Here is a 15789-nt window from a genome sequence, read left to right on the forward strand (position 1 = left end):
CACGTCATGTCCAAGAAGCACAAGAAGCACGAGAAGCTCGCCAAGATCACTACCGGCGCGGATGCGGCCGGCGGAGCAACCGCACCAGCGTCCGACACCGCAGCGTCCACGGACCGATCCCTGTCGAGGGAGGAGTACGAGGCCCAACTTCACGTGCTGCAGGTCGAACTGGTGAAGCTGCAGCGCCACTTCATCCGCTGCCAGGACCGGATCCTGGTCGTGCTCGAAGGTCGCGACGCCGCCGGCAAGGACGGCAGCATCAAGCGCATCGTCGAGTACCTCAGCCCGCGCGAGACCCGCGTCGTGGCACTGGGCAAGCCTTCGGACCGCGAGCGCAGCGGCTGGTACTTCCAGCGCTACGTGCCGCACCTGCCGGTGGCCGAGGAACTCGTGCTGTTCAACCGCAGTTGGTACAACCGGGCCGGCGTTGAGCACGTCATGGGCTTCTGCACCAGGGAGCAGCATGCGGAGTTCATGCAGTCCGTGCCGAAGTTCGAGGAGATGCTGGTCGGATCGGGCATCAAGCTGCTGAAGTACTACCTCGACGTCAGCAAGGCGGAACAGGTCAAGCGCCTCGAGGAACGCCGCCGCGACCCGCTCAAGCAGTGGAAGTCGAGCCCGATCGACGCAGTGGCCGTCAAGCATTGGAAGGCGTACTCCGCGGCACGCGACGCCATGCTGATGCGAACGCACACGGCGACAGCGCCGTGGCGCATCGTGCGCGCGGACAACAAGCGCCTGGCCCGTCTCAACCTGATGCGCGACATGCTCTCCCGGCTCCACTACGCCGGCCGGAAGGACAAGCTCGTGCGTCCCGACCCCGACATCGTGTTCGAGTTCTCTCCCGATTGCCTCGAGGCTGGACGCCTGGCCCGCTGATATCCCATCCAAAGGATCCTTCATGAAGACAAGCACCGTAGAAGTCGGCGAACTGGTCTCGAGCCTGAGCGCCGCCGGCGTGCAGCGCCAGATCGCAGCGCTGCCCGGCGTTCATCACGTCGACGTCAACTACGTCGCCGGCAGCGCCACCGTGCACTACGACGAGACGAAGACATCGCTGGAGGACATCCGACGGCGCATCGTCGAGTGCGGCTACCACTGCCGCGGCGAGATGCTGCCCGCCCACGTCTGCCCGCCCGAGGGACATGCCGAGCACGCGGGACACGAAGGCCATGGCGCCCACGCCGGGCACGCCGGGCACGTTGCCGCCACGACGCCTGCCGTGAGCGGCGCCGCACCGAAGACACCACCGGCCGCGCCGCACGCGGGTCACGCGGCGCATGCCGGCCACGGCGGCGAAGCCGCGCATCAGATGAGCGACATGATGCACGACATGGGCCACGCGCCCGGCATGTCGATGCAGGACATGGCCAACGACATGCGCAACCGCTTCCTGGTCGCGCTGCTGTTCTCGATTCCGGTGTTCCTCTACTCGCCGATGGGCAAGATGTTCGGCGACTTCGCGACGCCGTTCGGGATGGATCGCAACCTCTTCCTGTTCATCGTCGCCACCGGCGCCATCGCCTATCCCGGCTGGCCGTTCTTCGTCGCCGGCTGGCGCGCCGCGCGCAACAAGGTGGCCAACATGGCCACGCTGGTCGTGCTGTCGGTCGGCACCGGCTACGTGTTCAGCCTCGGTGCCACGTTCTTCTACGAAGGCGAGGTGTTCTACGAGGCCGCGTCGGTGCTGCTGGTGTTCATCCTGCTCGGCCACTGGCTGGAGATGCGCGCCCGCGCCGGCGCCTCCGATGCGATCCGCGCGCTGATGGACCTGGCGCCGCCGATGGCCACCGTGCTGCGCAACGGTGTCGAAACCAAGGTGCCGACCTCCGAGGTGCTGGTCGGCGAGACGGTGGTCATCAAGCCGGGCGACAAGATCCCGGTGGACGGCAAGATCATCGACGGCGCATCGCAGGTCGACGAGTCGATGCTCACCGGTGAGTCGATGCCGGTGAAGAAGGTCGTCGGCAATGCGGTGATCGGCGCGACCATCAACAAGAGCGGCAGCTTCCGCTACCAGGCCACCAAGGTCGGTGCCGACACGGCGCTCGCGCAGATCGTCAAGCTGGTGCAGGAAGCGCAGAACTCGAAGGCGCCGGGCCAATTGCTCGCCGACCAGGCCTCGCAGTGGCTGGTGCTCATAGCCATCGTCGTCGGACTCGCGACCTTCGCGGTGTGGTTCTGGGTCCTCGGCCAGCCGCTGCTGTTCGCCCTCACGCTCACCATTACCGTCTTCGTGATCGCCTGCCCCGACGCGCTCGGGCTGGCCACACCGATGGCGATCATGGTCGGTACGGGCCTCGGTGCGATGAACGGCATTCTCTTCAAGAACGCCGCGGCGCTGGAGAACGCGACCAAGCTGACGGTGGTTGTCTTCGACAAGACCGGCACACTGACACTGGGCCAGCCGGACGTGGTCGAGATGGTGCCGGCGCCGGGTGTGACGGAAGCGCAGTTGCTGTCCACCGCGGCCGCAGTGGAGAAGTTCTCCGAGCACCCGCTGGCGCTGGCGGTGCTCAAGCGCGCCGGCACGCAGACGTCGGAGGGGCAGGAGACCGCCACCGCCTTCACCAACATCGACGGCCAGGGCGCGCGCGCCAGGATCGGGGACGAGGTCGTTCTGCTTGGCAACCGCAAGTTGATGGAGGCGGAGCGGATCGGCCTCGCGGAACTGGCAGCCGAGGCAGTACGCCTGCAGGGCGGCGGCCGCACGGTCGTTCACGTGGCACGCGGCGGCCGCCTCATCGGCCTGATCGCGATCGCCGATGCGGTGCGCCCGACCTCCAGGGCCACGATCGCCAAGCTGCAGGAGCGCGGCGTCAAGGTCGCCATGATCACCGGTGACAACCAGGCCACTGCCGAGCGCATCGGCAAGGAACTCGGCATCGACATCGTGCTTGCCGACGTGCTGCCGGGTCAGAAGGCGTCAAAGATCAAGGAACTGCAGAACCAGGGTCACAAGGTCGCCATGGTCGGCGACGGCATCAACGATGCGCCGGCCCTGACGCAGGCCGATGTCGGCTTCGCCATCGGCGCGGGCACCGACGTGGCGATGGAAAGCGCCCAGGTCGTGCTGATGAAGAGCGACCCCTACGACGTCGTCGGCGCGATCGAGCTGTCGCGCGCGACGCTGCGCAAGATGCACCAGAACCTGTGGTGGGCGGTGGGCTACAACGTGATCGCCTTTCCGCTTGCAGCCGGCGTCTTCTATCCGTTCACGCTGTCGCCCGAGGTCGCGGCACTGTCGATGTCGGGCAGTTCGGCCATCGTGGCGATCAACGCGCTGATGCTCAAGCGCACCAAGCTCGCCGGCATCCGCAGTCCTCACCCTGCGCCGGCCGCGTCGTCGACGGTGGCGCAAGGCGCGTCGGCCTGAACCTGACGCGGTGTTGCAGCGATGACAAACCCTGGCCGCCTCGAACGCCAGCGATTGCCGGCAGCGCCGCGGCTGGGGGCGTGGCAACTGGCTTGGCTGGCGGCTGCGGTCTTCGTCGTCTCCGCGGGCTATGGCGCGCTCATGCCCTTGCTGCCGGCTTGGCTCGCGCCGCTGATGACGGACGATGGCCAGGCCGAAGTCGCGCGCCATGTCGGACTGCTCAGTGGTCTGTACGCCGCCGGGGTGCTGGTCGGCGCGCCGCTGTGGGGGCTGGTCTCCGACCGCTGGGGTCGGGGCCGCATCCTGATGATCGGACTGGTCGGCTACGTCGCCAGCCTGCTTCCCTTGCTGCGGGCCGACTGGGTCGGGATCGCGGGCATCTATGCCTTGCGCGGCGCCACCGGCTTCTTCGTGGCGGCCGTCGTGCCGGTCGTGCCCGCGCTCGTCGCCGAGCACACGCCGCAGAGCCAGCGAGCGCGCCGGTTCGCGTGGCTCGGCGCGATGTCGCTGCTGGGCTTCCTGTTCGGGCCGGGACTCAATGCCGCCGCCGCGCAGATGGCCGGCGCACTCGCCGGCGTCGGGGACGGTACTCTCGACCCGACCGATCTCGTGATCGTGATGTCGGCAGCACTGGGCGCGCTGATGATGCTGGGACTCGCCGCCACCCTGCCGCGCGTCCCGCCAGCCGCCCTCGAGGACGATTCGCAGCCTGCGTCTGCCGATCGAAGGCGCGCAATGGCGCTGTGGGGGCTGAACGGCGTGGTCATGTTCGTGCTGTCCGGCTTCGAGCTCGGCATCGTGCTGCAAGGCCAGCAGCACCCGACGCTGTCGTCGCGCGAGATTTCGCTGATGTTCGCCGAGTGCAGCCTCGTGATGCTCGGCGTCAACGCGCTGCTGTTCTTCACCGGTCTGCTCGAGCGCGCCGCCGGCCGCGGCGTGATGGCGGCCGGGCTGGTGCTGGCGATCGCGGGCCTGGCGATGCTGGCGCAGCACCGCAGCGACGCCTGGATGTACATCGGCGTCAGTTTCACCGCCGCCGGCACCGGGCTCGTGCTGCCGACGATTTCCTACCTCGCCGCGGGAGCCTCCCGGCGACGGCTCGGCGCCACGATGGGCGGGCTGGCCGCGGCAGCAGGAGTCGGCCAGACGCTGGGCTCGGCGGCCACCGGCTGGCTCTTCGGCGCGGTGGCCCAACTCAGCTTCGCGTGGCTCGCGCTGCCGCTGCTGGCCACGCTGGGCAGCCTGATCGTGCGACCCGCGTGGTGGGCGATCGAAGGCCAGCCGTCGCGGTCGCCACGCGCTTCTTCCGAGCCGCTTCCCAAATGACAACCCCAGGAGCCCTGACCATGCGCCACTTCCTCGTCGCCCTTCTTGCCGCGCTGACGCTCGCGCTCTCCGGCTGCGGCTACAACACCTTCCAGTCGACCGACGAACAGATCAAGGCCAGCTGGTCCGAGGTGCTGAACCAGTACCAGCGCCGCGCCGACCTGATCCCGAACGTCGTGGCCACCGTCAAGGGCGAGGCCAACTTCGAGCAGGAAACGCTCACCAAGGTGGTGGAGGCGCGCGCCAAGGCCACCTCGATCCAGGCCACGCCGGAACTGGTCAACAACCCCGAGGCGTTCAACAAGTTCCAGGCCGCGCAGGGTGAGCTGTCGAGCGCGCTGTCGCGCCTGCTGGCCGTCAGCGAGAACTACCCCAGCCTGAAGGCCAACCAGGGCTTCCAGGACCTGCGCGTTCAACTCGAAGGCACCGAGAACCGGATTGCCGTGGCGCGTGGCCGCTATGTGAAGGCCGTGCAGGACTACAACGTCGCGGTTCGCACCTTCCCCAGCAACCTGACGGCAATGGTGTTCGGCTATGGGGTCAAGGCCAACTTCAGCGTCGCCGACGAAGCGGCGCTCACGGTGCCGCCGAAGGTCGATCTCGGCGGCATCGGCGCCTCGGGTGCCAAGAAGTGACAGCAGCCCGCGTCCCGCTCGGACGCTTCCTGCGCTGGCTCGCCGTCGCCTGGCTCCTGTGCGGGGCCACGCTGGGCGCCGCCCAGGACCTGGTCCCGGTGCCGCCGCTGCAAGGCCGGGTGACCGACCTGACCGGAACGCTGACAGCACCGCAGAGCGCCGCGCTCGAACAGTCGCTGCGCGCGTTCGAGGAGCGCAAGGGCACGCAGATCGCGGTGCTGATCGTGCCGACGACGCGGCCGGAGGCGATCGAACCCTTCGCGCTGCGCGTGGTGGAGCAATGGAAGCTGGGCCGGCGCAAGGTCGACGACGGCGCATTGCTGCTCGTCGCGAAGGACGATCGTGCCGTGCGGCTCGAGGTCGGCTACGGAATCGAAGGCGCACTGAACGATGCCACGGCGGCGCGGATCATCGCGGAGGTCATCACTCCCCGGTTCCGGCAGGGCGACTTCTATGGAGGACTCACGGCAGGGCTCGACCGGATCGTGCGTGTCCTCGATGGCGAGGCCCTGCCGGCCCCGACGCGGCGGGGCGCGGCATCTGCCGACAACGGCCTCGGACAAAGCTGGCCCGTGCTGTTCATCGTCGCGCTGGTGCTCGGCGGCGTGTTGCGGCAGGTGCTGGGCCGGGTGCCCGGGGCCCTGGTGGTCGGCGGTCTGCTGGGCGTCGTCGCCTGGTTCGCGCTCGGCACCCTTGCCGTCGCAGCCACCGCAGGCATGACCGGCTTCTTCGTCACGCTGCTGGGCATCGGCATGGGCGGCCACGGCGGCATGCACGGGCACGGCGGGCGCCGGGGCGGTGGCTTCGGCGGCGGGTTCGGCGGCGGTGGCGGCGGTTTTGGCGGAGGCGGTGCCTCCGGTCGGTGGTGACGATGGATCTCGCCAGACTCCTGCGCCACCTCGCGACGACCTCGGCGCGCGTGCGCCGCGCCTTCCCCGCCTCTGCGCTGCGGTCGATCGAGCAGGCGATCGCCGCGAGCGAGGCCACCCATGCAGCAGAGATCCGGTTCGTCGCCGAAGGCTCGCTCGACGGCCTGCCGCTGCTGCGCGGCCAGACGGCGCGCGAACGCGCCATCGAGCTCTTCGCACGACTGCACGTCTGGGACACCGAGCACAACACCGGCGTGCTGATCTACGTGCTGCTGGCGGACCGGCGGGTCGAGATCGTCGCCGACCGGGGCATCCATGCCAAGGCCGGCGCCGAGGCCTGGTCCGTGATCTGCCGCGGCATGGAAACGCACTTCGGCGCCGGCGACTTCGGCTGCGGCGCCGTCCAGGGCATCGAGGCCGTCACGCAGTTGGTGGCGCGCCATTTCCCGCTCGCGCCCGGCGATCGCAACGAGTTGCCCGACGCCCCGCTCCTGCTCTGAACACACACCCCAAGAGGACTCCATGCAACTGCAATTCCTCGGCGCCACCGGCACCGTCACCGGCTCGAAGTACCTGCTGCGCCATGAGGGCGCGACGCTGCTCGTCGACTGCGGCCTCTTCCAGGGCTATAAGCAACTGCGGCTGCGCAACTGGGCACCGATGCCCGTGCCGGCCGCCGGCATCGACGCGATCGTGCTGACGCATGCCCACATCGACCACAGCGGCTACGTGCCGCTGCTCGCGCGGCAGGGTTTCAAGGGCAAGGTCTATTGCACGGAGGCGACCCACGAGCTCTGTCGCATCCTGCTGCCCGACAGCGGCCACCTGCAGGAGGAGGAAGCCGAGTACGCCAACCGGCGCGGCTACTCCAAGCACAAGCCGGCCCTGCCGCTGTACACCCGCGAGGACGCCGAACGCTGCCTGAAGCAGTTCGTGCCGCGGCCCTACGGCACGTCATGGAGCCCGGTGCCCGGGCTGCAGGCGCGCCTGGATCCATCGGGACACATGCTCGGCTCTGCCTTCGTGAAGATCGACGACGGACGGCGTTCGATCCTGTTCTCCGGCGACATCGGGCGCCCGAACGACCTGGTGCTGGCTGCGCCTACGCGCGTGCCCGGGGCCGACTACGCGGTGGTCGAATCGACCTACGGCGATCGCCAGCACGAGGCGAGCGATCCCCTGACGAAGCTCGGTGAGGTCATCAACCGGACGGCGGCCCGCGGCGGGGTCGTCGTGATCCCGGCGTTCGCCGTGGGGCGGGCGCAGAACCTGATGTACTGCATCCACCTGCTCAAGCAGCGCGGCGTCATCCACCACCTGCCGGTCTATCTCGACAGCCCGATGGCCACCGACGCGACGCGCATCTACCACGCGCACCGTACCGAGCACCGGCTGAGCCCCGAGCAGTGCGATGCCATGTGCCATGCGGCGACGATCGTCAACAAGCCCGACGACTCGCGCGCACTGAGTGCGAGGCGCGGCCCGATGGTCATCATCTCGGCCAGCGGCATGGCCACCGGCGGTCGCGTCGTCCACCATCTCAAGGCCTTCGCGCCGGACCGCCGCAACACGATCCTGTTCGCGGGCTACCAGGCCGGCGGCACGCGCGGCGCCGCCATCCTGCAGGGTGCCGCCTCCGTGCGCATCCACGGCGAGGACGTGCCGATCCATGCCGAGGTGGCGGCGCTGGACAGCCTGTCCGCTCATGCAGACGCCGGCGAGATCCTGCAGTGGCTGCGCGGCTTCGACGCGCCGCCGACGCAGACCTTCATCACCCACGGCGAACCGGCAGCGGCCGACGCGATGCGCTCGCGCATCGAGCACGAACTGGGCTGGCCCTGCCGCGTGCCCGACTACCTGGAAACGGTGGAACTGGCATGAGCGCGAACATGGGCACGGACTCGACGCCCGCGCACGGTGCGGGCGCCGACGAAACGCTGCGTGCCTGGCGCACCGGCATCGACACCTACCAGGAGCCGGTCGTCTACATGCGGCGCGATTGCGCGGTCTGCCGTTCCGAGGGTTTCACGACACAGGCACGTGTCCAGCTCACGGCGCGCTCGGGAAGCATCGTGGCCACGCTCAGCGTCGTGGACGGCCCCTGGCTCGGACATGGCATCGCGGGCCTGTCCGAGGCGGCATGGACTTCACTTCGTCCGCAGCCGGGCGAGTGGCTCACCGTCAGCCACGCGCCGGTCCTCGAGTCGCTCAGCCATGTCCGTGCCAAGGTCTACGGCCACCGCCTCGATGCCGGTGCCTTTAGCGCCGTCATCGGCGACATCGCAGCCGGCCGCTATTCCGACCTGCACCTGGCCACCTTCATCACCGCCTGCGCGGGCGACCGCCTCGATCTCGACGAGACCGTCTCGCTGACGCGGGCGATGATCGACGTGGGGGAACGGCTGGACTGGGGCCGCGACAGGGTCGTGGACAAACATTGCGTCGGCGGCCTGCCGGGCAACCGCACGACGCTGCTCGTCGTGCCCATCGTCGCGGCCTGTGGCCTGACGATGCCCAAGACCTCGTCGCGCGCGATCACGTCCCCTGCCGGCACGGCGGACACGATGGAGGTGCTGGCCCCGGTCGATCTCGACATCGCCGCGATGCGGCGCACCGTCGAGAGCACCGGCGCCTGCATCGTCTGGGGAGGTTCGGTCCGGCTGAGCCCGGCCGACGACATCCTGATCCGCGTCGAGCGACCGCTTGATCTCGACAGCGAGGGACAACTCGTCGCCTCCGTGTTATCCAAGAAGGCGGCGGCCGGCTCGACGCATGTGCTGATCGACCTGCCGGTGGGGCCGACCGCCAAGGTCCGCAGCGCAGAGGCGGCAAAGACACTCGGGCGCCGCCTCATCGAGGTTGGCCGGGCCATCGGACTGCAGGTGGCCTTGCGCGTCACCGACGGCTTGCAGCCGGTCGGGCGCGGCATCGGCCCGGCGCTGGAGGCGCGCGACGTGCTGGCCGTGCTGCGCCGCGAGGCCGATGCGCCCGACGACCTCAGGCAGCGCGCCTTGCGCCTGGCCGGCGACATCCTGGAACTGGGCGGCGCGGCGCCGGAAGGCCACGGCCTGCGCCTGGCGGCCGAGGTTCTTGCCGACGGCCGGGCCTGGTCGAAGTTCGCCGCCATCTGCGAAGCCCAGGGCGGCCTGCGCGAGGTGCCGCTGGCGTCGCACCGGCAGGTCGTCGAGGCGCCATCGGGAGGGCGCATCACGGCGATCGACAACCGCGTGCTGTCGCGAGCCGCCAAGCTCGCCGGCGCGCCGAAGGCACCGGCCGCCGGCGTCGACGTGCACGCCCGCCTCGGCGATGTCGTGCAAGCCGGGCAGCCGCTGTTCACGCTGCATGCGCAGGCACCGGGGGAACTGGCCTACGCACGCCAGTACGTCGATGCCCGCCCGCCCATCTTCCAGATCTCGGAGGTGTCTTGAGAGCTATCGTCTTCCATCTGCCCGGCGACGAGGCCTTTGCCGAGCGGCTGGTGCGCACACTGCAGGCCGAACGTGCCGGCCTGGAACTGCACCGCTTTCCGGACGGCGAGTCGCTGGTCCGCCTCGATGCCGACGTGACGGGCCGAACCGTCGTGCTCACCTGCAGCCTCGCGCGGCCCGACGAGAAAACCCTGCCGCTGTTGTTCGCGGCCGACGCCGCGCGCGACCTCGGCGCGGCGAAGGTGCTGCTGGCGGCACCGTACCTCGCCTACCTGCGACAGGACCGGCGCTTCCATGCCGGCGAGGCGGTGACGTCGCGCTCCTATGCGGCGCTGCTGTCGACCGCCTTCGACGCGCTCGCGACAGCCGATCCGCACCTGCACCGCTACCACGCACTCGACGAGATCTACCGCATCCCCACGCGCGTCGTGCACACGGCGCCGCTGATCGCCCGATGGGTTGCGGCTCAGGTCGAGCGCCCGCTGTTGATCGGCCCCGACTCGGAGAGCGAGCAATGGGTCGCTGAGGTTGCCGCCGCCGCCGGCGCGCCCTGGACCGTGCTGCAAAAGATCCGTCGCGGCGACCGCGACGTCGAGGTCAGCCTGCCGGATGTGTCGGCCTGGCAGGACCGCCATCCGGTGCTGGTCGACGACATCGTCTCGAGCGCACGCACCATGATCCAGGCGGTGGCCAGCGTGCGCCGCGTCGGACTGCCGGCACCGCTGTGCATCGGCGTGCACGCGCTGTTCGCGCCGGGCGCCTATGAAGAACTGCTGGCCAGCGGGCCGGCCCGCGTGCTCACCTGCGACACGGTGCCGCACGCATCCAACGAGATCAGTGTCGTCGAGCCGCTGGCGCGCGCCCTGGAAGAGTTGATGGAGGGAACCACATCGTGAACAACAATCGACCGCCCCTGGTCTGGCGGCTGTGGCTGCTCATCGCGCAGGTGATCGCGGTGTCGGCCGGCCTGCTGATCGCCTGGAAGGCGTTCGGGCCCGAGCCCGTGGCGCCGGCCCGCACCGATGTCGTGGCGCTGCGCGAGGCGCCGCACGCCGACACGTCAGCGTCGGCACCAAACGGCAAGGCCGTCATGACGCGCCTCGAGGGGGGCTTTCGCGCGGCGGCGGCCAAGGCCTCGGCCTCGGTCGTCAACATCTACACGCGCAAGGCACCACCACGACAGCTGCCCGGCTGGCTGCGGCCCTATGGCGGCCCCGACGAGGAGGCAGCGCAGGGCCAATCCAGCCTGGGCTCCGGCGTCATCGTCGCCACCCAGGGTTTCATCCTGACCAACAACCACGTCGTCGAGGGCGCCGACGAGATTGCCGTGATGCTGCCCGGCGGCAAGGTGGCCGAGGCGCGCGTCGTCGGCACCGACCCAGAGACCGACCTCGCCGTGCTGCGTATCGAGGTCAAGGGTTTGCAGCCGATCACCTTCGCCGATCCGGCGTCGGTGCAGATCGGCGACATCGTGCTGGCCGTCGGCGATCCGTTCGGCGTGGGCCAGACGGTGACGCAGGGCATCGTCAGCGCGACGGGCCGCAACCGTCTCGGCATCAACACCTTCGAGAACTTCATCCAGACCGATGCGGCCATCAACCCGGGCAATTCGGGCGGTGCGCTGGTCGACGCGTCCGGTCACCTGGTGGGCATCAACACCGCGATCTACTCGCGCAGCGGTGGATCGCAGGGCATCGGGTTCGCGATCCCGGTGAGCCTCGCGCGGCAGGTGATGGAGCAGATCATCGCCACCGGCCGCGTCAGCCGCGGCTGGCTCGGCGTGAGTGCCCGAGACGTCATCCACGAGACGACCGGCGCCGCAGCCGGTGCCGCACTCGTCGCCGTGCAGCGCGGTGGCCCGGCCGACCGCGCCGGCCTGCGTGCCGGCGACACCGTCGTCTCGATCAACGGCAAGGAGATCAGCGACACCGCCGCGCTCATCAACGAGACGGCCGCGCTGAGCCCGGGCACGCAGGCGCAGTTCAAGATCCTGCGTGGCCGCGAGGCCGTCTCGCTCGCGGTGGAGTTGGGCCGACGCCCGGTCACGCGCAAGCCATGAGAGCGGCATCCCGTGCTGCGCGTCGCACTCCAGTCGGGCCTGCTGCGCACCCTGCTGCGGCGGGCCGACAGCCCCGCATTTCCGGCGGTGGTGGGTGCGGTGGCGCTCGGTGCGGCGCTCTCGATGTCCGTGTCCTTTGCAACCCTGCTGGTGGCGGCGGTGCTGATGGCGCGGCGCCGCTGGAGCGGCATCGCCGTGGGCGCCAGCCTGGGCGCGGCGCTGGGCGCGGCCGTGCTGTACCTGGTGTTCCACCACCTTGGCTGGGCGCGGCTCTTCGCCGCCTATCCCGACGTCGTGCGTTCGTCCGCCTGGAACGACGCAACGCGCTGGTTGTCCGCCTACGGCGTCGTGGCACTGCTCGTCATCGCCGCCACGCCGCTGCCGCTCACGCCGGCGCTGATGTTCGCCGGCATCTCCCGGCTGCCGATCGCCGAGGTGGTGCTCGCGCTGTGGGTCGGCAAGCTGGCCAAGTACCTCGTGTATGCCTGGCTGGCCTCGCGTTTTCCGGAACGTGCGCTTCGGCGCGGTCAGCGGCACGCCGATGCGCTGCGCATCATCGTCGCCCGTGCCCTGTCGGCCACGCCGGCGCGGCGGAACGATGCCGCGTCCCCCGGGGAGCGCCGGTGACGATGCCCGCAAAGCCGCGGTCGCGACCGCCCCCCCACCTGCTGCAGGAGGTCTGCTGATGTGCTTCTCCGCGCCAGCCAGCTTCGCCGCCGGCACCGCGTTGTTGGTCGTCGGCGCAGCCACCGTGCGCCGCGCGCGCCTGCGCTCCGAACTGCCGTACGCCTGGATACCGGTCCTCTTCGGCATCCAGCAACTGCTCGAGGGCGCGCTCTGGCTGACCTTCCCGGACCGCGCGCCGCTGCTCAACACGGTGCTGACGCACGCCTACTCGTTCTTCTCGCACGTGCTCTGGCCGATCTACGTGCCGCTGGCTGCGCTCGCGCTCGAAGCGGTGCCCTGGCGGCGGCGGGTGCTGGTCGCCATCGCCACCGCCGGCACCGCCGTGGGGCTGTACCTGCTGGCCACCCTTTTCACACTGCCGATCGTCGCAACCGTGACAGGCCAGCACATCGCCTACGAGTCGCCGCACTTCTATGCGCTGGCCGCAATGTCGCTGTACCTGCTCGGTACCTGCGCGAGCCTGATGTTCTCCAGCCACGCGCGGGTCGTGGCCTTCGGCGTGGCCGCGTTCGTGTCAGCGGTGGCGGCCTACGCCTTCTACGCGACCTGGTTCATCTCGGTATGGTGTTTCTTCGCCGGTGTGCTCAGCGTCATCGTGTTTCTGTACTTCACCGATGCGCGCCGGACGGCGCGGGTTCGCGGCGCGGCGCCGGAACTGGAGGCACGTTGATGGACGCGACGAAGGGCTATCGCGTGACGGGAGCCATGGCATGAGCGCCATGTCCAGCGGGTCCGTGTCGCCCGAAGCGCCGGCTGCGGCCAGGCCGCCCACGGGCCTGCGAGTGCTCTTCATCGACGTCGCAGCCGAAGACCAGGTAGCGCTCGAAACTCTGTGCCCGGGTTCGTGGAGGCCACGTTTCCTGCCCGATACCCAGATCGACGCCGACGGCAGCGCTGCGGCACTGGTCGAGGTGCTGTGTGTGTTCATCCACACGCCGGTGACACGCGAGTTGCTGCGGCACATGCCGGCGCTGCGGCTGGTGGCGACGCGTTCCGCCGGCGTGGATCACATCGACCTCGACGCCTGCCGGGAACGCGACATCGCGGTCGTCCACGTGCCCGACTACGGGGCCGCCACCGTCGCGGAGCACAGCTTCACGCTCCTGCTGGGGCTTGCCCGCCGCCTGTGCGAGGCACGCGGCCGGGCGCTCCAGGGCAGCTTCTCGTACCGGGGCCTCACCGGCTTCGAACTGGAAGGCAAGGTACTGGGGCTCGTCGGCTTCGGACGCATCGGAACGCACGTGGCACGCATCGCACAGGGCTTCGGGATGAAGGTTCTGACGTTCGACCCGCGACCACGACCGCAAGCCACGATCGCCCTGGGCATCGATTTCGTCGGATGGTCCGAACTGCTCGAGCGCAGTGATGTCCTGAGCCTCCACGTGCCGCTGTCCCCTGACACGCATCACCTGCTGGACGACGACGCCTTTGCCCGCATCAAACCCGGCGTCGTGCTGCTCAACACCGCGCGTGGCGGCTTGATCGACGAAGAGGCACTGCTGCGCGCGCTCGACCGCGGCACCGTTTCCGCGGCCGGTCTGGACGTGCTCGAGCGCGAAGACGGCGCTGCGCCGGAGGCGCCGATGGGCTGCGGTGGTCTGGGCTGCGACCGCGGTTGGGAATCGTCGCACCCGCTGCTGCGCCACCCGCGCGTGCTTGCAACACCGCACGTCGGCTTCAATACGCGCGAGGCGGTCGCGCGCATCCTGCGCGAGACGGTCGACAACATTTCGGCATGGCGGGCCGGCCAGCCGCGACATCGCGTGGATTGACATGCCGAATGCCGCATCCGCTCGTGCCACGCGGCCGCAACGCCGGTCGCCGTTCGGGCGCGCGCTCCGGATCGGTCTGGCCTTTGCCGGCTTCGTGCTGTGGTGGGCCTGGCACCGCGGCGTGATGCGTTGCGACGACCATCCCGTGGCCGAACGCTTCGCGGCCCTTCTGCAAGGGCTGGGCACCACATTCGTCAAGCTTGGCCAGCACCTGAGCCTGCGCGCCGACCTGTTGCCTGACACGGCACAGCAAGCCCTGGCGCGGCTGCAGGATCATGTGGGTGCGTTTCCATCGGAGCAGGCGCAGTTGGCCGTCGAATCCGCGTTTGGGCGCCCCTGCTCGCAGCTCTTCGCACGCTTCGACCTGGCGCCACTGGCCGCAGCCTCCGTGGCGCAGATCCACCGCGCTGCGCTGCCCGACGGCACCGAGGTCATCGTCAAGATCCGCCGGCCGGGGGCCGCCGAGGCCGTCGAATCCGACATGCGCATCCTGCGCGTGATTGCCACTGTGGCGCAGGCCATGCTCCCACCGCTGCGGCGCTGGGGCCTCGTGGCGATCGTCGACGAGATCGCCGGCAACCTGCGGCTCGAGATGGACCTCGCGCGCGAGGCTCGCTTCGTGCGGCGTTTTGCCGATGCGTGGCGCGGCTCGCCGGACGTCGACATCCCGGATGTGATTGACGGCCTGTGTGCGTCTTCCGTGATGGTTCAGCGCTTCAGCAGCGGTGTGCGCATCGACGCCGTCGCCGCGCCCGAACGCGAGGCCTGCGCGAGCCGCCTCGTCGACAGCTACGTGACACAGTTCTTCGAGCACGGCCTGTTCCATGGCGATCCGCACCCGGGCAACCTGTTCGTGATGACCGACGGGCGGATCTGCTTCCACGACTTCGGCATCGTCGGCCGCCTGGACCGCCGCCTGCGCGGCGCACTGACGGCCTTCGCGCTCGCCTTCGTCGAGCAGGACGCCGACTGGGTGGTCGATGCCTGGCTCGACCTGGGTTTGGTAGGGGCGCAGGTGGAACGCCGCGCCTTTCTGCCGGTGGTGCAGTCGCTGCTGGCCGATTGTGCAGAGCGGCCGCTGCGCGACTGGTCGCTGCCCGCCGCGCTCGGACGGCTCGTCGCCGCCGGCCGCTCGCAGGCGGTACGCCTACCCACGGACCTGCTCGTGCTGACCCGCACGATGCTGCTGCTCGAGGGCACGGTCCGCGCATTGGCGCCGGCGTTCTCGATCTTCGAGACGCTGTCGCGCCATGCCGCGGCCGGCTCGCTCCGGCAGGCGCCGCAGCCGGAAGCGTCGAAGCGCCTGGCCTTCGAGATGGGCAGCGCGGCGCGCGACCTTCCCGCGCTGGTGGCCCAGCGACTGCACGGCGCTCTCGCCCGGCAGCACCTGTTCGAGATCGCGATCGTGCCCGACGCGCGGCTGCAGGAAGGCGTCGACCGCGCCAGCCGCCGGGTCGCGCTCGCGCTGGTGACGCTCGGGCTGTACATCGCCTCCAGCCTGCTGATGCAGCACGCCGTGGGCCCGCAATGGGGCGGCATGCCGCTGCTCGCGCTGGCGGGTTATGCGCTCGCCATCCGATTCACCTTTTCCATCGCCCGCGGGCGCGCGCTGCGCTGACCGGGGAACCCAGCGTCAA

14 protein-coding genes are annotated in these 15789 nt (G+C 69.9%); all 14 read left to right on the forward strand.

Annotation, left to right across the window (positions count from 1 at the left end):
• The first annotated feature begins 6 nt into the window (after positions 1 to 6).
• The 14 genes from ppk2 to KAK03_RS18890 are packed head-to-tail and all read left to right on the forward strand — an operon-like array spanning position 7 to position 15770.
• Positions 7 to 879, forward strand: coding sequence for a polyphosphate kinase 2 (gene ppk2, locus KAK03_RS18825; RefSeq protein ID WP_210856190.1), 873 nt, complete (start codon positions 7 to 9; stop codon positions 877 to 879).
• A 22-nt stretch (positions 880 to 901) separates the two neighbouring features.
• Positions 902 to 3376: a heavy metal translocating P-type ATPase gene (locus KAK03_RS18830; RefSeq protein ID WP_210856192.1), complete on the forward strand. Its 2475-nt coding sequence runs from the start codon at positions 902 to 904 to the stop codon at positions 3374 to 3376.
• Between the two features lie 21 nt (positions 3377 to 3397).
• Positions 3398 to 4702 carry an MFS transporter gene (locus KAK03_RS18835; protein WP_210856194.1) on the forward strand — a complete coding sequence of 435 codons (1305 nt, stop codon included), beginning with the start codon at positions 3398 to 3400 and terminating at the stop codon, positions 4700 to 4702.
• Between the two features lie 20 nt (positions 4703 to 4722).
• Positions 4723 to 5337, forward strand: a complete 615-nt coding sequence (locus KAK03_RS18840) for a LemA family protein (RefSeq protein ID WP_210856196.1) — start codon at positions 4723 to 4725, stop codon at positions 5335 to 5337.
• Complete coding sequence (locus KAK03_RS18845; RefSeq protein ID WP_210856198.1) at positions 5334 to 6206, forward strand: TPM domain-containing protein; 873 nt, start codon at positions 5334 to 5336, stop codon at positions 6204 to 6206. The genes KAK03_RS18840 and KAK03_RS18845 overlap by 4 nt, the downstream gene beginning before the upstream one ends.
• A 2-nt stretch (positions 6207 to 6208) precedes the next feature.
• On the forward strand, positions 6209 to 6706 hold the full coding sequence (locus tag KAK03_RS18850) for a TPM domain-containing protein (RefSeq protein WP_210856200.1): 498 nt from the start codon (positions 6209 to 6211) through the stop codon (positions 6704 to 6706).
• Between the two features lie 22 nt (positions 6707 to 6728).
• Positions 6729 to 8087, forward strand: coding sequence for an MBL fold metallo-hydrolase RNA specificity domain-containing protein (locus KAK03_RS18855; protein ID WP_210856202.1), 1359 nt, complete (start codon positions 6729 to 6731; stop codon positions 8085 to 8087).
• A complete protein-coding gene (locus tag KAK03_RS18860; RefSeq protein ID WP_210856204.1) occupies positions 8084 to 9634 on the forward strand; it encodes a thymidine phosphorylase family protein in 1551 nt (516 codons plus the stop codon). The genes KAK03_RS18855 and KAK03_RS18860 overlap by 4 nt, the downstream gene beginning before the upstream one ends.
• Positions 9631 to 10530 carry a ribose-phosphate pyrophosphokinase gene (locus tag KAK03_RS18865; protein ID WP_210856206.1) on the forward strand — a complete coding sequence of 300 codons (900 nt, stop codon included), beginning with the start codon at positions 9631 to 9633 and terminating at the stop codon, positions 10528 to 10530. The genes KAK03_RS18860 and KAK03_RS18865 overlap by 4 nt, the downstream gene beginning before the upstream one ends.
• A gap of 17 nt (positions 10531 to 10547) precedes the next feature.
• The gene (locus tag KAK03_RS18870; protein ID WP_210856306.1) at positions 10548 to 11693 is read left to right on the forward strand and encodes a S1C family serine protease; all 1146 of its coding nucleotides are present in this window, start codon (positions 10548 to 10550) and stop codon (positions 11691 to 11693) included.
• A gap of 12 nt (positions 11694 to 11705) precedes the next feature.
• The gene (locus tag KAK03_RS18875; protein ID WP_210856209.1) at positions 11706 to 12320 is read left to right on the forward strand and encodes a VTT domain-containing protein; all 615 of its coding nucleotides are present in this window, start codon (positions 11706 to 11708) and stop codon (positions 12318 to 12320) included.
• Between the two features lie 58 nt (positions 12321 to 12378).
• Positions 12379 to 13050 carry a DUF6629 family protein gene (locus KAK03_RS18880; protein ID WP_210856211.1) on the forward strand — a complete coding sequence of 224 codons (672 nt, stop codon included), beginning with the start codon at positions 12379 to 12381 and terminating at the stop codon, positions 13048 to 13050.
• Between the two features lie 40 nt (positions 13051 to 13090).
• A complete protein-coding gene (locus tag KAK03_RS18885; RefSeq protein ID WP_247661280.1) occupies positions 13091 to 14152 on the forward strand; it encodes an NAD(P)-dependent oxidoreductase in 1062 nt (353 codons plus the stop codon).
• Position 14153: 1 nt separating this feature from the next.
• On the forward strand, positions 14154 to 15770 hold the full coding sequence (locus tag KAK03_RS18890; protein ID WP_247661281.1) for an ABC1 kinase family protein: 1617 nt from the start codon (positions 14154 to 14156) through the stop codon (positions 15768 to 15770).
• The last annotated feature ends 19 nt before the right edge of the window (positions 15771 to 15789 follow it).

Origin of the sequence: Ideonella alba (assembly GCF_018069845.1) — a bacterium.
Lineage (GTDB): Bacteria > Pseudomonadota > Gammaproteobacteria > Burkholderiales > Burkholderiaceae_C > Ideonella > Ideonella alba.